18 protein-coding genes and 1 tRNA gene are annotated in these 22,878 nt (G+C 47.3%); 18 read left to right on the top strand and 1 reads right to left on the bottom strand.

Translation table 11 applies throughout. The features are described 5' to 3' along the window. Positions 1 to 71 precede the first annotated feature (71 nt). Positions 72 to 1,424 (bottom strand): HD domain-containing protein, encoded by a 1,353-nt coding sequence (locus tag ACSYSL_RS03660; protein ID WP_029489776.1) that lies wholly within the window; start codon positions 1,422 to 1,424, stop codon positions 72 to 74. Positions 1,425 to 1,490: 66 nt separating this feature from the next. On the opposite strand from ACSYSL_RS03660, the gene ACSYSL_RS03655 reads away from it, so the two are divergent. The 18 genes from ACSYSL_RS03655 (at position 1,491) to ACSYSL_RS03570 (ending at position 22,870) form a co-directional block, all read left to right on the top strand. After that, positions 1,491 to 1,913 (top strand): YwiB family protein, encoded by a 423-nt coding sequence (locus tag ACSYSL_RS03655; RefSeq protein ID WP_491708382.1) that lies wholly within the window; start codon positions 1,491 to 1,493, stop codon positions 1,911 to 1,913. A 43-nt stretch (positions 1,914 to 1,956) separates the two neighbouring features. Continuing rightward, entirely contained in the window at positions 1,957 to 2,508 is a 552-nt protein-coding gene (gene rpoE / locus ACSYSL_RS03650) for a DNA-directed RNA polymerase subunit delta (protein WP_491708381.1), read from the top strand. A gap of 81 nt (positions 2,509 to 2,589) precedes the next feature. Then, a tRNA-Lys gene (locus ACSYSL_RS03645) sits at positions 2,590 to 2,663 on the top strand. Between the two features lie 424 nt (positions 2,664 to 3,087). Further along, a complete protein-coding gene (locus ACSYSL_RS03640; RefSeq protein WP_187753480.1) occupies positions 3,088 to 4,458 on the top strand; it encodes an amino acid permease in 1,371 nt (456 codons plus the stop codon). Between the two features lie 101 nt (positions 4,459 to 4,559). Then, a complete protein-coding gene (locus tag ACSYSL_RS03635; protein WP_491708380.1) occupies positions 4,560 to 5,288 on the top strand; it encodes a DUF975 family protein in 729 nt (242 codons plus the stop codon). A 312-nt stretch (positions 5,289 to 5,600) separates the two neighbouring features. Further along, a complete protein-coding gene (locus tag ACSYSL_RS03630) occupies positions 5,601 to 6,533 on the top strand; it encodes an aspartate carbamoyltransferase catalytic subunit (RefSeq protein ID WP_491708379.1) in 933 nt (310 codons plus the stop codon). Beyond that, positions 6,534 to 7,796 (top strand): dihydroorotase, encoded by a 1,263-nt coding sequence (locus ACSYSL_RS03625; protein ID WP_491708378.1) that lies wholly within the window; start codon positions 6,534 to 6,536, stop codon positions 7,794 to 7,796. Positions 7,797 to 7,806: 10 nt separating this feature from the next. Further along, entirely contained in the window at positions 7,807 to 8,892 is a 1,086-nt protein-coding gene (locus ACSYSL_RS03620; protein WP_491708377.1) for a carbamoyl phosphate synthase small subunit, read from the top strand. Then, positions 8,885 to 12,064 (top strand): carbamoyl-phosphate synthase large subunit, encoded by a 3,180-nt coding sequence (gene carB / locus ACSYSL_RS03615; RefSeq protein ID WP_491708376.1) that lies wholly within the window; start codon positions 8,885 to 8,887, stop codon positions 12,062 to 12,064. Before ACSYSL_RS03620 ends, carB begins: the two co-directional genes overlap by 8 nt. A gap of 4 nt (positions 12,065 to 12,068) precedes the next feature. Then, a complete protein-coding gene (locus ACSYSL_RS03610; protein ID WP_491708375.1) occupies positions 12,069 to 13,004 on the top strand; it encodes a dihydroorotate oxidase in 936 nt (311 codons plus the stop codon). An 11-nt stretch (positions 13,005 to 13,015) separates the two neighbouring features. Then, entirely contained in the window at positions 13,016 to 13,741 is a 726-nt protein-coding gene (gene pyrF, locus ACSYSL_RS03605; protein ID WP_491708374.1) for an orotidine-5'-phosphate decarboxylase, read from the top strand. A 17-nt stretch (positions 13,742 to 13,758) separates the two neighbouring features. Then, entirely contained in the window at positions 13,759 to 14,388 is a 630-nt protein-coding gene (gene pyrE, locus ACSYSL_RS03600) for an orotate phosphoribosyltransferase (RefSeq protein WP_491708373.1), read from the top strand. Positions 14,389 to 14,595: 207 nt separating this feature from the next. Then, on the top strand, positions 14,596 to 16,221 hold the full coding sequence (gene pyrG / locus ACSYSL_RS03595) for a CTP synthase (protein WP_491708372.1): 1,626 nt from the start codon (positions 14,596 to 14,598) through the stop codon (positions 16,219 to 16,221). Between the two features lie 81 nt (positions 16,222 to 16,302). Further along, the gene (gene uvrC / locus ACSYSL_RS03590; protein WP_491708371.1) at positions 16,303 to 18,102 is read left to right on the top strand and encodes an excinuclease ABC subunit UvrC; all 1,800 of its coding nucleotides are present in this window, start codon (positions 16,303 to 16,305) and stop codon (positions 18,100 to 18,102) included. A gap of 189 nt (positions 18,103 to 18,291) precedes the next feature. After that, complete coding sequence (obgE, locus tag ACSYSL_RS03585) at positions 18,292 to 19,611, top strand: GTPase ObgE (protein WP_491708370.1); 1,320 nt, start codon at positions 18,292 to 18,294, stop codon at positions 19,609 to 19,611. Between the two features lie 72 nt (positions 19,612 to 19,683). Then, positions 19,684 to 21,015: a DEAD/DEAH box helicase gene (locus ACSYSL_RS03580; protein WP_491708369.1), complete on the top strand. Its 1,332-nt coding sequence runs from the start codon at positions 19,684 to 19,686 to the stop codon at positions 21,013 to 21,015. 233 nt (positions 21,016 to 21,248) lie between these two features. Further along, positions 21,249 to 22,142, top strand: coding sequence for an XRE family transcriptional regulator (locus tag ACSYSL_RS03575; RefSeq protein WP_491708368.1), 894 nt, complete (start codon positions 21,249 to 21,251; stop codon positions 22,140 to 22,142). Further along, the gene (locus tag ACSYSL_RS03570) at positions 22,142 to 22,870 is read left to right on the top strand and encodes a multidrug ABC transporter permease (protein ID WP_491708367.1); all 729 of its coding nucleotides are present in this window, start codon (positions 22,142 to 22,144) and stop codon (positions 22,868 to 22,870) included. The genes ACSYSL_RS03575 and ACSYSL_RS03570 overlap by 1 nt, the downstream gene beginning before the upstream one ends. The last annotated feature ends 8 nt before the right edge of the window (positions 22,871 to 22,878 follow it).

Here is a 22,878-nt window from a genome sequence, read left to right as displayed (position 1 = left end):
GATTGGCGAGTAGTCCTTTTTGTTTACCTGACAAAGTCATTAATAAAAAAACAGGCTGTTAAGCCTGTTTTTTAATCTTCACCCGGAATAAAGGTGTCGTTTCTGATGAACGATTTAAAGTCGTTGTGTAGTTCAGTGAAGAGGTCGTCAGGGCCATTATCGAGCATCTCACGTGGGAAAAAGAAGCGTTGGTCTAACGAAGCGCGCCCCTTGATGGCGCCAACTAGAGTCGATAATTCGGAAAGTTCGCGATGGCTGCCATCGGCTAAGACCAATTCAATCTGCGTTCTGGGCTTCTTAGCGGCTGGTTTGTAATCATCATACGGAAGGTCATAAGCATCATTACGAGCAGTGTAATAACGTGGATCGAAGCCAGCTTCATTAACAATCTTTTCCAAACGGTCAAGATGTGGTGCCGACTGCTCCGTAATTTGAATGGATTTGAGGGGCTTGCGGTTCAAGAAACGTTGAGACAAATCGGCCAGAATGGTATCATCCGCATCCTGCCAGCCATTAATCGCCGTTAAGAAGAGGTTATCGTCGAGACGAAGGTATTCACTCACCGTCAGGTCGTGATCTGGTTGGAAAACGGGGGCTAGCAATGGGCCAACCAGTGAATTGGGTTCTTCGCCTTCAGCTAATAATTCTTTGACACGGCCGAGAATGTGCTCGAGTAGGATTTCCATACCACGTGCCACGGGGTGGAAGTAGACCTGCAAGTACATTTGGTATCGTGCAACGAGGTAGGATTCGACGGCGTGCATCCCACCAATATCGACAGCAATACCGCCCTTGTAAGGGCGAAGCATCCGTAAAATACGGGAAAGGTCGTATTCCCCATAACTAGCTCCGGTGTAATAGGCATCGCGTAGCAGATAATCCATTCGGTCAACATCTAATTGTGAGGAAATTAGTTGGACCACTTGAGGATTGGGGTATGTCTTGGCAATCACCGAAGCGACTTTGTTAGGAAAGTCGGGTCCTTCCTGTAACAAAACCTGATGGATCTCGGTATCGCCTGTGATGATTTGTTGGGTCATCGATTCGTGATCAGTATGAAAGAGGTGTTCGAAGGTGTGCGAAAAAGCACCGTGGCCGACATCATGTAGCAACGCGGCTGCCAAGGTGACGAGACGCTCTTCAGGATTCCAGAGGCCGTCATCTGCGTCCTTGCTAGCATAGTATTGGGCAAAGTGATCCGTTACACGTCGGGCCAGTTCATAAGCCCCCGCGCAATGGCCGAAACGGTCGTGGGTAGCACCGTGAAAAATCGTGTTGGCAACGCCAAGTTGTTGAACCCGACGGAGTCGTTGGAATTCCTTGGTGTTAATCAAGTCCAAAATGAGTTGATCTTGAATGTGGATGAAGTCGTGAATGGGGTCCCGGAGGACTTTTTCTTGCGGCAATTTTTCCAAAAGTTTCACCTTTCCCTTCGTCAATATACCTATTATAATAGAAATAATGAAAACTTGCGAAAATTGAGGGGAATAATGGCCGGAAAAGCAGTGAACGTAACGTTTGATTCAAAGATTTTTCAGGATGGCGGGGATGAATCCTACCAAGTTCAGGCGACAGGTCAACTGGTTCAAAAGGGTGCCTCTTGGTACTTGACCTATGACGAAGAACTGCCTGAACAACCAGTGACACAAGTGCTCGTTAAAATTGAGCCCGACCGTTTGGTCATTACCAGAACAAACGTGCTGAAAACACGGTTGGTTTTTGAAAAAGGACTGGTCGATCATCAACCCTACCAAACGGCTGCCGGTATGATGCTACTTGGCACCAATACCAAGACTTTGCGCATCGACATCGATGCAGTTTCTGGAATGGGACAGGTTGAACTCGCCTATAGTTTGTCAGCCAACGGCGAAGTGGTGGGTCAGTACCAGGTCTCCTTGCAATTTGCTCAATAATTCAGTATAGTTAACTAGTTAGAAGTGCGAAAGGATATAAGCCATGTCACAAATTGAAAACGGTCAACTAAAAGAAGAAATGGCCCTGGTGGAAATCGCCACGGCGGTCCTATCCGAACAAAAGCAGGCCATGGCCTTTGCTGATTTAGTTCAAGCCATTGAAAACTTCCTGGGTGTTGATGAGGAGAGCTTCCGTTCTCGTTTGTCCCAGTTCTACACGGATTTGAACACGGACGGTTCATTTATTTCCCTTGGAAACAACGAATGGGCATTGCGTGCTTGGTATCCAGTTGATGCCATCGATGAGTCAATTCACGAAATCGATGACGAAGAAGAAAAGCCTAAGAAGAAAAAGAAGGCAGCCAAGAAGGTCAACGTCTTTGCCGACAACGCCAATGATGATGACGTTATCGATTACAACGACGATGATCCGGAAGACGACGACTTTGATGACGTCCCTGAAGATGAAAAGACAGACGATGACGACGATGCTGATGATGAAGATTCAAAGGATGAATCCATCGACGAGCATTTGACTGAGTTGGCTGGTACGGATGATTTGGATGACCTTTCGGATGGAGATGAAGAGAAGTAATTTTTTAATAAAAAATTGCGATAAACTCTTGCATTTTTGAGAGCTGTTCTGTAAACTATATTACTGTGCTAAGCACTGATTGCTTCCGTAACTCAGTTGGTTAGAGTAGGGGATTTTTAATCCCAAGGTCCTCGGTTCGAATCCGAGCGGAAGCACTGATATTCTTATCAGGAGACCTTGGGTGATTTCCAAAAAAGCGTTCGACAGAAATGTCGGACGCTTTTTGTTTTCAAAACAGCCCTCTTCATTTATTTATCATTTATCGGTAAAAAAGTCTTGCATTTCATTTAACCTTCATTTATGATAGACACAACATTAAGAGGACGAGTAAGTTAGCTAAGACATTCAGCGACGTCATGTTTGGTGAGAATGGCGGTCAAGCTAAGTGAAGACTACCTCTTATAAATGACATACGAGTAGCGCGTGAAAGTATGCCCGGTCTGACCAACCGTTACCTCGGTTAGATTAAGGTTACGTGTGTTAACGTAGCAAATTTGGGTGGTACCACGCGATAGCGTCCCTGGCTTTTTGGCTAGGGACGCCTTTTTTGTTAACACAAAATCAACAGGAGTGTCTTTTATGGCAGAAAATAATAAAGAATTGAATCGATCCCTTTCTTCTTTCCAAATGGAAATGATTGCACTGGGTGGCACCATCGGTGTCGGCCTTTTCATGGGGGCTTCATCGACCATTGCCTGGACTGGACCATCCGTTATTTTGGCCTACCTAATTTCAGGATTGGTCTTGTATATCGTTATGCGTGCTTTGGGTGAAATGCTCTACATTGATCCAGAAGTTGGTTCCTTTGCCAATTACGCCAAGCATTACATTCATCCGGCCGCTGGCTATCTAACGGTTTGGGCGAACGTGATTCAATGGTTGATGGTTGGAATCTCTGAAACCATCGCCGTTGGTGTTTATCTCGAATATTGGTGGCCAGGCATTCCTTCCTGGGTAACCGGCGTGATTGTCCTTGCCACATTAACTGCCGCTAACCTGGTGACGGTGAAGGCTTATGGTTCCATGGAGTCATGGTTCTCCTTGATTAAAGTCTTAACGATTATCTTTATGATTATCCTGGGTTTCTTGGTCATCTTGTTCGGAGTTGGGAACCACGGGCATCCCCTTGGCTTTTCAAATCTTTGGTCACACGGTTCTTTCTTTGCTGGTGGCATTAAGGGCTTCATGTTTGCTTTGTCAATTGTCATGACTTCTTACCAAGCCATTGAATTGATTGGAATCACGGCTGGTGAAGCTAAGGATCCACAGGTTGCCATTGTGAAATCAATCAAGTCGATTGTTGCCCGTATCCTGATTTTCTACGTTGGGTCGATCTTTGTGATTATCACGATTTATCCATGGAACCAGTTGGACCAAGTGGGATCACCATTCGTTGAAACCTTTGCTCGTGTTGGAATTACAGCTGCGGCTGGAATCATTAACTTCGTCATGATGACGGCGGCTATCTCAGCCCTGAACTCCGGTCTTTTCTCTTCATCCCGGATGCTTTACACGCTGGCCATGAACAAGGAAATTTCGCCCAAGTTTTTGAAGCTGTCAAAGCGTCGTGTCCCTGAAGTAGCGGTTTTGGCCATGTCGGCCGGAATTCTGCTCGGCATTGTCTTAAACGCCATACTGCCATTGATCTGGCATGATTCATCAAAGATTTTTGTGATGGTCTACTCGGCCTCGACTTTGCCAGGAATGGTGCCATGGTTCGTTATCCTCTGGTCACAGATTAAGTTCCGGAAGGAACACCCTGAGTACCTGAAGGGACACCCCTTCAAGTTGGCCTTGTCGCCAATTTCAAACTACTTTGCCATGTTCATGCTGATCATCACCCTGGTCTTCATGACCATCAACCCAGATACGCAGATTCCACTCTTGATTGGTTTCTCATTGCTGGCCTTGGTCTTGGTGGTTTACTTCATCAAGCACCGCAAAGATTAATAAGAATTTGTAAAGAGCGTCCAATGGGCGTTTTTTTATTTGGCAAAGTCTTGTTCGACATGTTACATTGGAACATGTTGATGAAAATTTCGGAGGGAAAGATGACAAAAAAAGAAGTACGCCGTCAAATTAAGGCGCAAGCCAAGGAAAGAATGGCAGGCAATTGGATTTATTTGATTTTGATTACGTTGCCCGCCGTTATTTTTAGTTGGATTGGCAATCAAAGTTATTCAGTTACCAATGTAGCCACGAGCTATGCTACTAATTGGAGTGATGGCCATGCAAGTGGTACCCTTGTCGTGCCACCACTCATGAATGTAAGCAATGGAACCATTATGAGCCTTTTGGCCTTTATTGCTGGAACCGCTGCCATGTATTCATTGTTGGACTTTTATCGTTCTGGTGAAAAGCAGGCACACCCATTCTTGCAATCAATCAATGCCTACAAGCAAAAGGGACTGTTCTGGGGAACGATTGGGGTTGCCATTCTTCAGTTTATCTGGACTTTCCTTTGGACCTTGCTCCTCTTTATTCCCGGAATTATTAAGGGATTGGCATATTCACAAGCCTTCTTTGTTTTCAAGGATGCCAAGGCTGCTGGTGAAGATATTCGCTTCCGTGATGCCATCACGCGTTCTCGTCAATTGATGGATGGACACAAATGGGAATACTTTGTTCTGATTTTGTCCTTCATTGGTTGGGGGATTTTGGCTGAGTTGGTACTTGGATTAGGAATGGTGATTTTGCTTCCTTACATGTACCTGACATACGCCGGCTTTTATGACTATTTGAAAAAGGACTTGGCCGAAAAGAACGGCGAAGTGGCATAAGACAGCAATCAAAGAAACCTTTCAGAGTTTGACTAAACTTTGAAAGGTTTTTATTTTGTTGCTTGTGTTCTTGGCGGGCAAATGATAAGCTATAAAAAATCGAATCACACCTTTAATGTTGATCAGAGAATCACCAAGGTATGCGATTGCGGTTGTCCACGCCCGAAATTGGTGGCGTCCATCAAGATGATGGGCAAAGACTAGCCTTTTTAGCGAATAAAAAGTAAAAGTAGCCGGATAACTCAATATGATATCTAATGACAAAGCTCTGATCAACGATCAGGGCTTTTTTTGTCGGATGAAACGGGGGCTATGTTAACTGAAATGGAAAACTTAGTGGATTTAGATACGCTATCGATACGGGAACTAAATGATTTACTTGATTTAGCTCTGATGTATCAGAAGGGGAAGAACGGTCCGACTTTAAAGCGGGATGTTCGCATCGCGAATCTTTTTTTTGAGAACTCGACCCGGACGGTTACTTCCTTTCAGATGGCTGAGCACCGGCTCGGTTTGAGTCGCTTCGATATCAGGGTCGCTGGATCCTCAGTACAGAAGGGGGAAAGCCTAGAAGACACCATCAAGACGATACAAGCCATCGGCATGGACATCGCAGTTGTTCGACACCCAGCAACTGGTTGGTATCGAGAATTGGTGGCGGATCGCAATCTCCACCTTTCGCTTGTGAACGCTGGTGACGGGGCTGGTGTTCATCCCTCCCAAACGTTGTTGGATCTAATGACGATTAAAAAAGAATTTGGGCACTTTGATGGGCTGAAAGTGGCCATTGTCGGGGACCTCAGCCATTCTCGGGTGGCTAAGTCTGACGCCAAAATTTTTCGTAAGTTGGGGATGTCCGTTCGCTTTGCGGGACCAGAAGAATGGTGGTCGGAAGAGCTAGTACCATTCGGTTCTTTCGAAAAATTAGACGATTTACTAGCGGATGTGGATGTTTGCATGTGCCTACGGGTCCAATTGGAACGAATCGGGCAGGCTGGTCGTGCGACTTTCACAGCTAATGACTACCACCAGCAGTACGGGTTAACCAAGGCCCGTGCTGAACGGTTGAAGAAAACGGCCATCATCATGCACCCGGCGCCGGTTAACCGCGGGATTGAATTGGATGATGAATTGGTTGAGAGTAAGCAATCTCGAATTTTTGATCAGATGGCCAACGGGGTTTATGCCCGCATGGCGATGCTAACCCGAATTTTGGAAGAACGCGATTTGTTGGAGAAAAAATAAATGGACAAAATTATCAAAAATGCCCGTATAAATGGCGAATTGTCAGCCATCGTTATCGAGAACGGTCGGATTACAGGAATTGGTTCAGCTGTCGCTGCTCGTCCAGGGGCCGAAATTATTGATGCTGAAGGGTTAACGGTCATCCCTGGTCTTGTCGATGTTCATGTTCACTTTCGTGAGCCGGGATTGACGGAGAAGGAGACGATTGCTACTGGGTCTTCGGCCGCGGCGGCCGGTGGTTTTACCACTGTTTTGGCCATGCCCAACGTTTTGCCGGTCGTAGATCAAGAAGAGCAGTTGAAGAAGCAGTTGGCTTTAAACAGTGAGAAGGGCCTTGTCAAAGTCGGACAAATCGCCGCCATTACTGAAGAATTAACTTCCAACCGCTTAACCAAAATGGCCGCCTTAAAGGCAATTGGTGCCGCCGCCTTTTCAAACGATGGGCATGGGATTCAGGAGGCCAAAACGATGCTTTCGGCCATGGAGGATGTCCGCAAAGTCGGTGGGGTGTTAACTGTCCATTTGGAGGATAACGGATTAGCAAACGGTGGGGTTGTTGATCCGAAGGCTGGCAAATGGTTAAATCTACCGGGATTAACGGCGCTATCTGAAAGTACGCAGTTGGCTCGCGACATCGAACTGGTCCGAGCAACGGGTGCTCGTTACCACGTTGCTCATGTTTCAAGTAGGTACTCGGTTGAATTGATTCGACAGGCTAAATTGGCCGGCCTTCCGATTACAGCGGAAGTTTCGCCGCACCACCTTTTCTTGGATGAATCCATGATTAAGGGTGACGATAGCAACTTCAAGATGAACCCACCACTTCGGACAAAGGAAGACCGTTACGCATTGATCGCTGGCTTGCTGGACGGCACCATCGATATGATTGCTTCGGACCATGCGCCCCATACGAAAGAGGACAAGGCAGGGTCCATGGCAGATTGCGCCTTCGGGATTGTTGGGTTAGAAACGACTTTTGCGTTAGTATACGAACACTTCGTGGCGAGTGGCTTGGTTGATTTGCAAACGGCGGTGTCTTGGTTGAATGAAAAGCCAATCGAAGCGTTTGGGCTAAGTAATGCTGGACGGTTGCAAGTGGGCGACCCAGCGGACTTGGTGATTTTTGATGAAAAAGAAGCTTTCCGAATTAACCCTGCGGACTTCCATTCGAAGGGGCGCAACACACCCTTTGCGGGTGAACGAGTCCACGGGCGAGTGAAGCGAACTTTTGTGAACGGGGAAGAAGTTTTTTCTGAGAAATAAGGAGAATCGGATGGCACGCTATTTAGTTTTGGAAAACGGCTCAATCTACCAGGGCCAGGGGTTTGGTGCAGAAAAGGAACTGTTGACGGAAGTGGTTTTCTCAACGGGCATGACCGGTTATCAAGAAACCATGACGGATCCATCCTACTATGGCCAAAGCATGGTTTTTACCTACCCCTTAATCGGTAATTATGGCATCAATTTGGATGATAATGAAGCGGACGACCCGGCGGTTGATGCCATCATCGTCAAGGAACTGGCCCGCCGCCCGTCAAATTTTCGTTCGGTCATGTCACTGGCTGACTATGCTGAACAAAACGGGGTCGTTGGTATTCAGGGAATTGATACGCGCAAGTTGGCCAAAGAAATCCGCGAACAGGGTTCGATGAAGGCGGTGTTGGTTGATGACTTGAACCAACAGCGCATCGATGAATTGTTTGCCCAAAATTACGAAGATATTCTCCGTACTCGTCGTGCGGAACAGCAACGGGCAGTGGCGCAACTTGATAAGAAAGACGCGCAGTTGCACGTTGCACTGATTGACTTTGGCATGAAGAATTCGATTTTGAAAGCCTTAGAAAGACGCGGGATTGCTGTGACCCTTTTTGACGCTGATACCGACTTTGAAACCGTTGCCGCTTCGAATCCGGACGGGGTGCTGCTCTCAAACGGTCCGGGCAACCCAACGGAATACGCCTTTGCCTACCCGTTAATTCGAAAACTACAAGACGCCTACCCGCTGCTTGGAATTTGTTTGGGACACCAGCTCTTTGCACTGGCAAACGGGGCGACCACTTATAAAATGAAATTCGGCTACCGCGGTTTCAACCATGCAGTTTGGGACATTGACCAACAGGCCAAGCACTTCACCTCCCAAAACCACGGCTATGCGGTTGCAGCCGACTCCTTAATCAACACTGATTTGGAGATTACCCATGAGGAAATTAATGCCCGTTCTGTTGAGGGGGTTCGTTTGAAAAACAAGCGGGCCTTTTCGGTGCAGTTCCACCCGGATGCTTGTCCTGGACCACACGATAGCGAGTATATTTTTGACAATTTTATTACCATGATGAAAGAGGGAGTGGGGCATGCCTAAGCGTAACGACTTGCATAAGATTCTAGTAATTGGGTCGGGGCCCATCGTAATTGGGCAGGCGGCGGAATTTGATTACTCCGGCTCCCAAGCCTGTCTCGCCCTAAAGGAAGAGGGATACGAAGTTGTTTTAGTTAATTCAAATCCGGCTACCATCATGACGGACGAAGAAGTGGCTGATCGGGTATACATGGAACCCCTGACAAAAGACTTTTTGAAGAAGATTATTCGAAAAGAAGAGCCTGATGCCATTCTGCCAACGCTAGGGGGGCAAACTGGTTTAAACCTTGCTAAGGAACTGGCTGATTCGAAACTACTAGAAGAAATGCACATTGAGTTGCTGGGAACTAAGTTGAAGGCCATTGAACAGGCCGAAGATCGCCAACTGTTTAAGGACTTAATGGATGAATTAAAGGAACCTGTTCCGCAATCTGCCATTGCAGAAAACCTTGAGGAAGCCATGACGATTGGTCAAAGAATTGGTTTTCCGCTGGTTGTCCGCCCCGCTTACACGCTGGGAGGTTCTGGGGGTGGATTTGTTCACAACGAAACGGAACTGAAGGTCATTGCGACCCATGGTCTGGATTTGTCACCAGTTAATCAAGTGTTGATTGAGCAGTCCATTGCTGGCTTTAAGGAAATTGAATTTGAAGTCATGCGTGACCGATCGGACAACGCTTTGATTGTGGCTAGCATGGAAAACGTGGACCCAGTCGGTATCCATACCGGTGATTCAATTGTTGTGTCGCCAACGCAAACCCTGGCAGATCGTGAGTACCAAATGATGCGGGACGCCGCCTTGAAGATTATTCGCGCCTTGAAAATCGAGGGGGGCGTGAACATTCAAATGGCGCTAGATCCAGGATCATTCCGCTACTACATCATTGAAGTCAATCCCCGCGTTTCTCGTTCATCTGCCTTAGCTTCCAAGGCCACGGGTTATCCGATTGCCAAAATGGCCGCTAAGATTGCCACCGGGTTGACTTTGGATGAAATTAAAAATCCGATTACGAAGACCACTTGGGCCGTTTTCGAGCCGGCTTTGGATTACGTTGTCACGAAGATACCGCGCTTTCCGTTTGATAAGTTTCCAGCCGCTGACCGGACCCTTGGGACTCAGATGAAAGCCACCGGTGAAGTCATGGCGATTGGCCGGACTCTTGAAGAATCGTTGCAAAAGGCCGTTCGTTCTTTAGAAGTCGACCAGAAAGATTTGTTAGGGGAAGCCTACCAGAATCGTTCGACGGAGGAGCTGCTGGCAGTTTTGATGCCTGCTCAGGAAGACCGCCTCTTCGTTTTGACCGAATTGATTCGGCGGGGGCAGTCCCTTGAAAGTCTGCACGACATCACGAAGATTGACTTCTTTTACCTGGATAAGTTGGCACACATTGTTGAAGTTGAACGGGCTTTTCAGCAACAGCCAGCAGACAATCGTTTGTTGGAAGAGGCGAAAGTCTATGGCTTTTCGGATGCGACTTTGGCAAAGCTCGCTAACACCAGCGAAACAGCCATACGTGAACGGCGTTTAGCGGCTGGGATTCGGCCAGTCTATAAGATGGTTGATACGGCGGCTGGTGAGTTTGAATCGAAAACGCCTTATTACTATGCCACCTATGAGGAGGAGAATGAATCAGTGAAAACTGATCGACCATCGGTGCTGGTACTTGGTTCTGGACCAATCCGAATTGGTCAAGGAGTGGAATTTGATTACGCCACCGTCCACGCCGTGAAGGCTCTGCAGGCAGCCGGCTTTGAAGCCATCATCCAAAATTCAAATCCTGAAACGGTTTCGACCGACTTTGCCATTTCCGATAAGCTCTATTTTGAACCATTGACAATTGAAGACGTGTTGAACGTTGTTGACCTTGAAAAGCCGCTCGGAGTACTGGTTCAGTTTGGTGGACAAACGGCCATTAACCTGGCTGAAGGGCTGGCCAAGGCTGGCGTGAAAATTTTAGGAACGGATCTTAGCATGATTGACCAAGCCGAGGACCGTGACTTATTTAATCAGGTAATGGACGAACTGGGCTTAATCCAGGCAGAAGGGGCGTCTGCTACAACGGTCGAAGAAGCGGAGCAGGCTGCCGAACAAATCGGCTACCCGTTGCTCATTCGTCCTTCTTACGTGATTGGTGGTCGGGGAATGGAAGTGCTTGAAAACGATGCTGAACTAAAGCGCTACATGAAAGAAGCTGTAAAAGTCTCCCGCACGCATCCGGTCTTACTTGATTCCTATTTGACGGGTGAGGAGGCAGAGCTTGACTTGATTTCCGATGGGCAAGACGTGTTAATTCCGGGCATCATGGAACACATTGAACGAGCGGGGATCCATTCCGGTGATTCAATGGCTGTGTATCCACCCCAGCATCTATCCTCAGAGATTCAGGGGAAGATGATTCTAGCGGCAACCAAATTGGCTCGGCGCTTGAAGGTGGTTGGGTTGATGAACGTTCAGTTTGTGATTCACAACCAGGAACCTTACGTCATTGAAGTGAACCCCCGGGCATCACGAACGGTTCCCTTCCTCTCCAAGGTCACGAAGGTGCCGATGGCACAGTTGGCTACCCTGGTTTCTCTTGGTCATTCGTTGAAGAGTTTAGGCTACACTTCCGGACTGGCTGAAGAATCCAAGTTAGTTCATGTCAAAGCACCAGTCTTTTCTTTCGAGAAGTTACCACAAATTAACCAAACGCTTGGTCCTGAGATGAAATCGACAGGGGAAGCCATTGGATCGGGGGACAGCTACTTAGAAGCCCTGAAAAAAGCCTTTCTCTCGGCAAAGTTACCGGACTTAACCTCAGGGGCACGTCTGTATCTGGACTTGTCCGAAAAAGAAAGGCGGGAGGCCTTACCCGCCCTACGGCAACTTGCTGAAAGGGGCAATCACTTTCAAGCGTCCGGCTCAATGACTGACTTTTTAGCTAAAGAAAAGCTGCCGGTTGAACGCATCGCAGACGAACAAGCGTTGATTGACTGTTTTGCTTCTGGAAAAGTGGATTTGGTGGTTGATACGAACGAACTACTTGAACAAAAGAACGCAGCCAAAGCGCGGGTTCGGGAACTCGCCATGAACGACGGCCTTGCCATTCTGACCGCCCTCGACACCTTCATGGCCTACTGCCAGGCCATGACCATTTCAAGCGCTGACCTCGATAGCCAAGCATTAGGAGAATGAAACGATGACAAAGAAGAACTTGACGACGCAACTTGCCAACGTGACTTTTGACGGTCCTTTGTTGAATGCCTCGGGAATTCACTGCCAAACGAGTGCCGAATTGGCTGATTTGGCCAACACTTCGAACCTTGCTGGCATTGTGACCAAATCCGCCACACTGTTTCCGCGAAAGGGTAATGAGAATCCACGTTACCATGACTTGCCATACGGATCTATCAATTCGATGGGCTTGCCGAACTTGGGCTATCCTTTCTACTTAGATTACGTGCAACAGGAAAAAGCAAAGCCAACCATTCTATCGGTCGCTGGTCTTTCGGCGGACGACGTGATTGAAGTGTTGAGTGATATTCAGGATTCAAAATACCAAGGAATCACGGAATTGAACCTTTCTTGTCCTAACGTACCAGGTAAGCCACAGACGGCTTATGATTTTGTCGCGACGAGAAAAGTCTTAGAACGGGTCTTTGAATTTTTCACGAAGCCCATTGGAGTGAAACTGCCGCCATACTTTGACCTTGTTCACTTTGACCAAATCGCGGCGGTCTTAAACGACTTTCCCATCACACACGTCAACACGGTGAATTCTGTTGGAAACGGCCTTGTTGTCGACGTGAGCAAGGAACAGGTCGTGACCAAGGCTAAGGGTGGCTTTGGTGGCCTTGGTGGAGCCATGATTTTACCAACTGCCCTCGCAAACGTTCGGGCGCTCCGCCAACGTTTGAACGATAACATTGCCATTATTGGAACTGGTGGGGTGACCACGGGGGCCGATGTCTTTGCTCACATTCTTTGCGGGGCCGACATGGTTTCCGTTGGAACACAGGTCATCAAAGAGGGACTCGGCGTCTACGATCGGTTGACTCAAGAATTGGAAGCATTGATGACCGAAAAGGGTTATGAGCGTCTCGCTGACTTTCGTGGTCAGTTGCGTGAACTGTGAGAGGAGAGAAGATGAATCAGTCGTTGATGGTTGCTTTTGATGTGTCCGACCGACGAGCGGCGTTGGATCTTGCGGACTCGCTAGCCCCGGGACGCGGTAAGGCGGCCAAAGTCGGCATGGAGCTCTATTACAAAGAGGGCGCTGCGGTATTACAGGCCTTGCAAGAACGTGGTTTTGCCATTTTCTTAGACTTGAAGCTCTTTGACATCCCCCATACGGTTGAACAGGCCATGTTGCAATTGGCTCGCTTAGGCGTTGACTACGTCACGGTTCATGCACTCGGAGGACGAGCCATGCTGGAAGCAGCCCGCCGTGGTTTGGAGCGGGGGGCAAACGAGAGTGGCTTGCCACTGCCAAAACTGTTGGCAGTGACGGAGTTAACGTCCATCTCCGAAGATGTCTTGGCCAATCAGCAAAACTGCCGTCTGCCATTAGAAGAACAGGTCGTTCGATTGGCACAGCTAGCAAAGTCTGCTGGTTGCGATGGCGTTGTTTGTTCGGCTTTGGAATTAAAGGCCCTTCACCAGCAGGTTGGGGATGATTTTTTCTACCTCGTGCCAGGCATCCGCATGGCTGACGCGCAAGTCGGTGACCAGGTTCGCGTGGCCACACCGGCTCAGGCAAAGGCGGATGGGGCCAGTGCGATTGTTGTTGGTCGGCCAATCAACCAAAGTGAAGAACCGCTAGCTGCCTACGAATACTACCTGGCGGACTGGCAAAATAGCCATTCGGTTTAGTCGAAAAGGAGTGCAGGATGACTTTACAAGAAACGATTATTAATGATTTAATTGATGAAGACATCGTTAAGTTTAAGGAGGAAGGGCACTTCACCTTTGCCTCCGGGATTCAATCGCCAATCTACACGGATTTGCGTCAGACAATTTCGTTTCCCAAAACTCGGAAAGCGATTACACAGGCACTAGCTAAATTAGTGACCACGCACTATCCGGAAACGACGGTTATCGCGGGCGTTGCCACTGCGGGGATTCCCCAAGCGGCATTAGTTGCTGAAGAACTGGACCTACCCATGGTCTACGTTCGTTCAAAGCCTAAGGATCACGGAACAAAGAGTCAAATTGAGGGCGTGATTCGAAAGGACGATCGGGTTCTCTTGATTGATGATTTGATTTCAACCGGTGGGTCCGTATTAAAGGCAGCAAAGGCCGTCTTGGCAGCGGACTACCAAGTGAGCGGTGTCTTGAGTATCTTTTCATACGGGTTCCCCGATGCCGAGCAAAACTTTGCGGAAGCCGGGCTGACTTTTGAATCGGTAATCACCTATTCCGCCCTTTTGTCTTCCTATCAGAAACGGACGGGTCTGTCGGCTGAAAAAGTCGCATCCTTCCAATCTTGGCATGAAGATCCCTGGAATTGGCAGGGCTAAAATTGGTCTAGAGGGTTTGTCAGACTTTGACCAAAATTTCTTGACAACCCCTTGGGCAATCAGTAATATATATTAGGGCTCACATTTAATGTGAATACGTTTATAGCTCCCAAGCCATTGCTTGGGAGTTTTTCTATTTTATATATAACGATTGACCGAAACCCATCGGGATGAGATCGTGTTGAAGGCAGCGCTACAGGAGGCATTATGGCTAAGAAACAAACCAAGTACATCTTCGTGACCGGTGGGGTCGTTTCCTCACTTGGTAAGGGAATTGTGGCAGCATCATTGGGACGCTTGTTGAAGAACCGCGGACTGAAGTTGGCCATCCAAAAGCTCGACCCATACATTAACGTCGATCCAGGAACCATGTCACCTTACCAGCACGGGGAAACATACGTGACGGGAGACGGTCTGGAAACCGACTTGGACATGGGACACTATGAGCGTTTCATGGACATCAACACGAACATGTATTCCAACGTCACGACTGGTCGTATTTATTCTGAAGTTTTGGCAAAGGAACGTCGTGGGGACTACAACGGTGCCACCGTTCAGGTCATCCCGCACATCACGAACGCCATTAAGGACAAGATTGTCAAAGCCGGTGAATCAACGGATGCCGACGTGGTCATCGTCGAAGTTGGTGGAACGGTTGGTGATATTGAATCATTGCCATTTATCGAAGCTTTGCGTCAGATGAAGTCTGACTTTGGTAACGAAAACGTCTTCTACATCCACACGTCATTGATTGTTTACCTCCGTGCCGCAGGGGAAGCAAAGACAAAGCCAACCCAGCACTCAGTAACGCAGCTGCGTGGCCTGGGTATTCAACCCGATATGTTGGTCTTGCGTACTGAAAAGCCTTTGACTGATGCGATGAAGGAAAAGTTGGCAACCTTCACGGATGTCAAGCCAAGTGCCGTGGTTGAATCACGTGATGTAGATACCTTGTACGAAATTCCTTTGAACTTGCAAGCACAGCACATGGACGACGTTGTCTTGGACAAGTTGCAAGTGAAGGCCCCAGAAGCCGATATGAAGGAATGGGCCGAAATGGTCGAACGCATCAAGCATCCTAAGAAGACGATTAAGGTTGCCGTTGTCGGAAAGTACACGGACCTGCCCGATGCCTACATTTCGGTTAACGAATCATTGAAGCACGGTGGTTACAGCGAAAACACGGATGTGCACATTGACCACATCAACTCCGAAACGGTGGACGCCGATAACGTTGAAAAGCTCTTGAAGGGTTACGACGGCATCATGGTTCCTGGTGGCTTTGGTGCCCGTGGAACCGAAGGAAAGATTCAGGCCATCAAGTACGCCCGTGAAAACAACATCCCGTTCTTGGGGGTATGTTTGGGAATGCAGTTGGCTTCTGTTGAATTCGCCCGTGATGTTTTGGGTTACAAGGATGCTAACTCCATTGAGTTGAATCCAGAGACCACTCATCCTGTGATTTCCTTGATGAACGAACAAAACGAAGTGACGGACCTTGGGGGAACGCAGCGTCTTGGTTTCTACCCAACTTGCCTGTTGGAAGGCTCAAAGACAGCAGCGGCTTACGGCAACAAGGAAGAAGTGGACGAACGTCACCGTCACCGTTACGAATTCAACACGGAATACCGGAAGCAGTTTGAGGATAACGGCATGCTCTTCTCAGCTACTTCACCCGATGATAAGTTGATGGAAGTCATCGAATATCCAAAGAACGACTTTTTCATCGCCGCTCAGTATCACCCAGAATTCATCTCACGTCCAAACCGTCCAGAAGGTTTGTACCACGCCTTTATCAAGGCAGCCATTGCACAAGACGAAAAGCAAAAGTAATGGACTAATTCAATTCAGTTGGACTGAATAAAAGACCGCTCTTGGGCGGTCTTTTTAGTCGGGAAAGGATATAATGGACCTATGTTAGCAAAAACTTCAAAACATATTGAGGATAAATTATCCCTTTTACCGGCGGAGCCAGGTTCTTATCAAATGAAGGACTATACCGGCAAAATTATTTATGTTGGTAAGGCCAAAAACTTGAAGAACCGCGTTCGGTCTTATTTTAAGCAGGATCATGAGGGAAAGACGGCCGAACTGGTCCAAAACATTGTTGATTTTGACTTTATCGTGACCAACTCGGATAAGGAAGCTTTTTTGCTCGAAAACGAGTTGATTAAAAAGTACAAACCCTACTACAACATCCGGTTGAAGTATGGGACGGGTTACCCCTACATTAAGATTACGCAGGAACGGAATCCGCGTCTGGCTTTGGTGTCGGAAGTGAAAAAGGATGGCGCCTTTTACTTTGGTCCCTATCCCAACGTCTATGCGGCCCAAGAAACCCTTCATTTCTTGGAGAAAAACTATCCATTGCGTCGTTGTAAGGGGCGGCAAGGTCGCCCCTGTCTCTACTATTCAATGGGTCAGTGCTTGGGGGCTTGTTTTAAATCCGTACCAATGGCCGAATACGATGCCCAAGTTGATCGCATTAAGCGCTTTTTGTCCGGCGATACCAAAGTCGTCAAAAAGCGTCTAGAAAAGGAAATGGGCGAAGCCGCCGACAGCATGGAATTTGAGCGGGCCGCCGATTTGCGCGATCAACTGAAGTATATCGATGAGACGGTGGAAAGTCAGCGGATGTTGTCCAAGGACTCAACGCCACGCGATCTCTTTAATTTTTACATGGACAAGGGCTGGATGACGGTTTCCGTCTTCTTTCTCCGGCAGGCCCGTTTGATTCGTCAATCAAAAGAGACTTTTGCCGTCGTGTCGGATGGTATTGACGAGCTAACGACTTTTATTCAGCAGTTTTATTTGCAAAAAAACATTCAAAAGCCAAAAGAAGTCTTAGTGCCCAAGGTAGTGGACAAGGAACTCTTGAGTCAGGCGTTGGACTTGCCCGTTCGGACACCGGTTCGTGGGGAGAAGAAGGATTTGTTGGACTTGGCTGAAAAAAACGCCCGGATTGCCTTGGAAGAAAAGTTCCGTTTGATGGAATTAAACGAACAAAAGACAACCCAGGCCATGAAAGAAGTGACCGACGCCCTTGGTATTTCCATGGGGCACCGGATTGAAGCCTTCGACCACTCCCATACACAGGGGGATGAAATTGTTTCAGCCATGGTTGTTTTCGAAGATGGCCGGCCAAACAAGGATCTATACCGTAAGTACAAGATTCGTTCCACGAACCATGCCGACGAGTGGTTGGAAACCCAAGAAGTCATTCGCCGGCGGTATTCCCGTCTGCTAAAGGAGCATGACGAGCTACCTGACCTAATCTTGATGGATGGGGGAATCGCTCAATTACACGCCGCCAAGGAAGTTTTGGAGGATGAATTAGGTTTGGACATCCCGATTGCTGGAATGGTTAAGAATGAAAAGCACAAAACCGCGGACCTAATCTCCGGTAAAACGGAGGAGGTGGTCCACTTAGATCACCATTCACAAGGTTTCTTCCTTGTACAGCGGATACAAGACGAAGTGCACCGTTTTGTCATTACCTTCCATCGGAAGTCCCGTTCGAAAAAGTCCTTGGCGTCCCGTCTTGATGCCATTTCGGGAGTGGGACCAAAGACACGACAGAAACTTTTGACGAACTTTGGTTCACTGTCAAAAATTGAAGCGGCTGCGCCTGAAGAACTACAAGCGCTTGGTCTTTCTAAGAAGACCGCTCAATTGGTCCACTGGTCGTTGTCACAGTCGAAGGTGGAGAAATAAATCGAGATAACGAAAGTTGGGGAGCATGGCTTACCAACTTTTTTGATTCATCGAAGAATGGCTTTTTCATTTTGGAAATTTAGCGTATAATTAATTTTATATTGCACTTTTAGCGCTAGGCAGACAGTTGGTTCCGTGATATACTTAAATGTCTGTAACACGAATGAATAAAAGGAGAGAGACCGGTTCATGGCATTTGTTGATCAAGCACAAGTAGAATTAAAAGCCGGTAAGGGTGGCGATGGAATCGTCTCCTTCCGACATGAAAAGTTTGTTGCCATGGGCGGTCCCTTCGGTGGTGATGGTGGCCATGGTGGCTCCATTTATTTGAAGGTTGACGAAGGCCTCCGCACGTTGATGGACTTTCGTTATAACCGCCACTTTAAGGCCCAGTCGGGTGGAAAAGGTGGTACAAAGGGGATGACTGGGGCTTCGGCAGAAGATAAGGTGATCTATGTTCCCCAAGGGACCATTGTCACCGATGCCGATACGGGTGAATTCCTAGGCGACATGGTTTATGAAGGGCAAACGTTGTTAGTTGCCCGTGGTGGCCGTGGTGGTCGTGGAAACATCCACTTTGCCACTCCTGCTAACCCAGCACCCGAATTGTCCGAAAACGGAGAACCGGGTCAGGTTCGTCACATTAAGTTGGAGCTGCGTGTTTTGGCTGACGTCGGACTTGTTGGTTTTCCATCAGCTGGAAAGTCGACTTTGCTTTCCGTTGTGTCGAACGCCAAGCCAAAGATTGCCGCCTATCATTTCACGACGATTAACCCAAACATCGGAATGGTTCGTTTGCCGGATGACCGCGACTTTGTCATGGCTGATTTGCCAGGATTGATTGAAGGGGCTTCGGAAGGGGTGGGGCTTGGTTTCCAGTTCTTACGCCACGTCGAGCGGACTCGTGTTATCCTGCATCTCGTGGATATGTCTGGTATCGAGGGACAAGATCCCTACACGCAATACCGTAAGATTTTGACGGAATTGGAACAATACGATGAAACCATCTTAGAACGGCCACAAATTGTTGTGGCAACGAAGATGGACATGCCTGAATCCGAAGGTCTGTATGAGGATTTTGTTCGGCAGGTTAAGGCTGATTCCGGTTTGAAGTCCGAACCTAAAATCATGGCAATCTCTGCCGTCACGCACCAAGGCGTTGATGCGCTTCTTCGTGAAACGGCTGATATGCTGGATAAGGCCCCCGTCCCTGAATCTTACAAGTTGGAAGAAGAAACTGATTCGGACGACAAGTTGTACAAGTATGAAGAGAAGGAAGTCGACATTTCCGTTGATTGGAATGCTGAGCTAAAGTGTTGGTTGATTTCTGGACCCGAGGTCGAGAAGTTGGCAGCAATGACAAACCTGCAGCGTGAAGCAACCGTTATGCGTTTTGCCCGCCAGTTACGCCACATGGGCGTTGACGACAAGCTCCGCGAAGCCGGTGCAAAGGATGGCGATGACGTCCGCATTAACAACACAAACTTTGTCTTTGAATATTCTGATTAAGAAAAAACCTGGGCGACCGGGTTTTTTTAGCAGAAAAAAGCCGATGAGGGAACCGTATTTTTGGAGAAACGCATGATTTTACCTGAACTTGAACAAGAATTTAACCAGCATTTTGAATCCAAGACGGCCATTCAAGAAGCGCTCTTTGGTCCGCTTTCTGAGGGGCAGTCGCTTTTTGGCTTGGCTCCGACTGGCTCTGGAAAGACCTTGGCCTTTGCTTTGCCCTTGTTATCTCGACTAGACTTGGCTAAAAAGGGGCACCAATTGCTCATTTTAGCGCCTTCCCAGGAATTGGGCGCCCAACTGGCACAGGTAATTCGTCCCTATGCGGCGCTAATCGGTGTCAAAGTCGCTGCGCTCATTGGTGGTGCCAATGGAAAACGTCAGGCGGATAAACTCAAAAAAGAAAAGCCCGCTGTCGTCGTGGGAACGCTTGGTCGTATCCAAACAATGATTGACGGCAAGGCCTTGAAAACCAAGGACTTTTCCATGCTCGTTGTGGACGAGGCGGACGCGACTTTGACGGAGGAGCACGAGGCGGAATTGGCAAAGTTGGCTGATTCGCTGCCAGATTTGCAGCAGGTCTGCCTCTTTTCGGCAACCTCTGGCGTGGATTTAGCTTGGGTTGAGCGACTCTTTGGTCATGCGGTGAAGCCAGTTTCTGTTGGCCAGCGATCACCCGAAACCATTGCCCATACCTATTTACATGTGGACGGGCGCGCCAACCATAAGGTGCTAATTGAATTAGCCCGACGGCACGTTCAGGCCCTGGTCTTTTTCAATTCGATCAATGCTTTGGTAGCCGCCCAGGCTGCCCTGCGTCACGAACACGCCTCCGTCATGTCGGTGGGGAACAACGAAAAATCACACTTGAAGCGCGCCGACGCCTTGAAGGCTTTCAAAAAAGGTGACCTTGACTTACTTTTGGCAACAGATGTTGCTGGTCGTGGTTTGGACATTACCGGGTTGCCCCTTGTGGTTAATGCCCAGGTACCGCGCAACTTGACCACTTATCTCCATCGCTCGGGACGAACAGGACGTGCTGGTGAAAAGGGCCAGGTTTTGACCCTTGGAAACGACCACGATATTCGCTTGTTAAAGCAGTACTTGCCGGATGAATTGGAATTGACCAAGTTTTCTTGGGCTTCAGTAGCTGATAAAAAGAAAAAAGCAGCAACGGTTTCTGAAAATCGACCAGTGGATGAACCGGCCACCGTTACAGTGGCCTCAACGAAAAAAGCGAAGCCGGCTTCTGTTAAAACACCGGGAAAGGGTTTTGCTGCTCGAAAAGCCGCAGCTAAGAAAGTAGACGATCCAAAAGCCATTAAAAAGACCAAGCAAAAACACCAGGCCCGTAAAAAGAAAAACAAGGGCAAGCCCAAGTGGGCACAGAAAAAAGATTAGTAGCCGGTTCAATTGTTGACTCATTGAGCTGTTCTTAAGGCGAGACCTCTCGGATGGTAGGGGTCTCTTTTTTATTCTTATTTTGATGACGAGGAAGCTGAAAGGCTTGAAATGAAGGGGTTGCGAGCTATGCCCGTATATCGGGCGAGTAATTATTTGAATTTGATTGCAAAAGAAGTCAGTTTATCTATACTTATTTCTTGTAAAACAGAAGAACGAATGGGAGTCAGAACATGAAAAATGTTTTTGGTACACAATTAACCCTTCTTCGTCAAAAACGTAATCTTTCTCAAGAGGGATTAGCAAAGAAACTTTTTGTTTCGAGACAATCAGTTTCAAAGTGGGAAAATGGCGAAGTAGAACCAAGTATTGATAAACTATTGACCTTATCTGAAATTTTTGCGGTCGACCTTGATTATCTATTAGTTGGACAAAGTCAAACACGACAATTACTTTTAGAAATAAAACACCTTCAAAAATCGTTTGATAAAAAAGTTCTACAGGATGTAAATCTTGATGTCTATACGCAAGAAAGAATTGCCCTATTAGGGAGTAACGGATCTGGTAAGTCAACGATGGTACGGTTGATTCTTGGTAACTTAATGTCCGATAAAGGCGAAATCGTCCGACATTTTCATTCAGAGGATGATTTAAGCGTGATGCCACAAGAAGATCTGTTAATTGACACTTATCGCGTAATCGATCAATTGACGCTTTCTGCAAGTATTCAACGGTGCTTTGACGCACAAAAAGCAAGAGAATTATTGCAACAATATAGGTTGGATGAACAGTCTTCTAAGATGATTTACCAATTATCAGGAGGGCAAAAACGTCGTTTATCCTTGTTAATTGCTATGCTACGTCCTGGAAAGCTGCTTATTTTAGATGAACCGACGGTAGGAATGGACCTGGAGTCAATTGACATTTTTTGGCAATCCTTAGACCATGTGAAGGCAACAGTCATTACCATAACTCACGACTTTAACCAGATTGATCAATACTTTTCACGGGTCGTTTTGTTAAAAGATGGGGTCATTGCTGGTGATGAATCAGTGGCGACCATTCATTCTAACAACCAAACGATTGAACAGTGGTATCGGATGAAAAACCAGGAGGGACTTGGTTAATGATTAAATGGTTAGATCTTAAAAATACCTTTCGAAATCGACGCTTTCTTTTTTTCACAGTCGTCTTTCCAGCTGCGTGGTACTTATTTATTTTGACGATGGGGCAGGGCGTTGCTTTTGCAGGAAAAAGTACGAATTATCTCCTGTATTTAACAGCAGCCATCATTGGTATTGGTGGTAATTCAGTTGTTACCTTTTCTAAAAAAATCTGTGAAACTCGTGGATTCTTTCAATTGCAAAGTAAGACGTCACACTATGGAATGCGACAATGGTTGGCTGACCAACTCATTGTTGAATTGCTATTGAATAGCACGATTTGCTTTGTTTTGGTTGTGATTGGTTTTTGTTACCAAGCAATTCCGTTTACAATGGAATTTTTATTGCTCATATTCTTACTGCTTATTCTTGGCTTGTACTTAAGTGTTATTGGTTTTTTTGTTGGATTAACACTTGATGGGCAAACGATTTCAGCACTTGCAATGCCATTAAGTATGGGGGCTTCTCTGTTAATGGCACCATGGGCCTCCTTCGTGCATGGATCGAGTTGGTTTTTGACTGCATTTACTGCCATCCAAAAGATTTTCCCGGGCTACTATGTGTATCAAGTAATTCAAAAGATGCTGAATAGACAGGATGTCTTTCAGTCACTTAGCTGCTTTGTCTTGACAACGCTCTTGATTTTGATTCCGGTGGCCTTGCTATCAGTAAGACGACTGAAGCAAATTTAGAGGAGAAA

It is taken from the genome of Fructobacillus sp. ESL1129, assembly GCF_058507945.1.
Note: the sequence above shows the minus strand (reverse complement) of the source record. Positions and strands in the feature narration are given on the sequence as shown.

Coding starts and splice junctions, on each gene's coding strand:
- ACSYSL_RS03655 (WP_491708382.1), top strand. CDS start 1,491: ATGGCCGGAAAAGCAGTGAACGTAACGTTTGATTCAAAGATTTTTCAG.
- rpoE (WP_491708381.1), top strand. CDS start 1,957: ATGTCACAAATTGAAAACGGTCAACTAAAAGAAGAAATGGCCCTGGTG.
- ACSYSL_RS03640 (WP_187753480.1), top strand. CDS start 3,088: ATGGCAGAAAATAATAAAGAATTGAATCGATCCCTTTCTTCTTTCCAA.
- ACSYSL_RS03635 (WP_491708380.1), top strand. CDS start 4,560: ATGACAAAAAAAGAAGTACGCCGTCAAATTAAGGCGCAAGCCAAGGAA.
- ACSYSL_RS03630 (WP_491708379.1), top strand. CDS start 5,601: ATGTTAACTGAAATGGAAAACTTAGTGGATTTAGATACGCTATCGATA.
- ACSYSL_RS03625 (WP_491708378.1), top strand. CDS start 6,534: ATGGACAAAATTATCAAAAATGCCCGTATAAATGGCGAATTGTCAGCC.
- ACSYSL_RS03620 (WP_491708377.1), top strand. CDS start 7,807: ATGGCACGCTATTTAGTTTTGGAAAACGGCTCAATCTACCAGGGCCAG.
- carB (WP_491708376.1), top strand. CDS start 8,885: ATGCCTAAGCGTAACGACTTGCATAAGATTCTAGTAATTGGGTCGGGG.
- ACSYSL_RS03610 (WP_491708375.1), top strand. CDS start 12,069: ATGACAAAGAAGAACTTGACGACGCAACTTGCCAACGTGACTTTTGAC.
- pyrF (WP_491708374.1), top strand. CDS start 13,016: ATGAATCAGTCGTTGATGGTTGCTTTTGATGTGTCCGACCGACGAGCG.
- pyrE (WP_491708373.1), top strand. CDS start 13,759: ATGACTTTACAAGAAACGATTATTAATGATTTAATTGATGAAGACATC.
- pyrG (WP_491708372.1), top strand. CDS start 14,596: ATGGCTAAGAAACAAACCAAGTACATCTTCGTGACCGGTGGGGTCGTT.
- uvrC (WP_491708371.1), top strand. CDS start 16,303: ATGTTAGCAAAAACTTCAAAACATATTGAGGATAAATTATCCCTTTTA.
- obgE (WP_491708370.1), top strand. CDS start 18,292: ATGGCATTTGTTGATCAAGCACAAGTAGAATTAAAAGCCGGTAAGGGT.
- ACSYSL_RS03580 (WP_491708369.1), top strand. CDS start 19,684: ATGATTTTACCTGAACTTGAACAAGAATTTAACCAGCATTTTGAATCC.
- ACSYSL_RS03575 (WP_491708368.1), top strand. CDS start 21,249: ATGAAAAATGTTTTTGGTACACAATTAACCCTTCTTCGTCAAAAACGT.
- ACSYSL_RS03570 (WP_491708367.1), top strand. CDS start 22,142: ATGATTAAATGGTTAGATCTTAAAAATACCTTTCGAAATCGACGCTTT.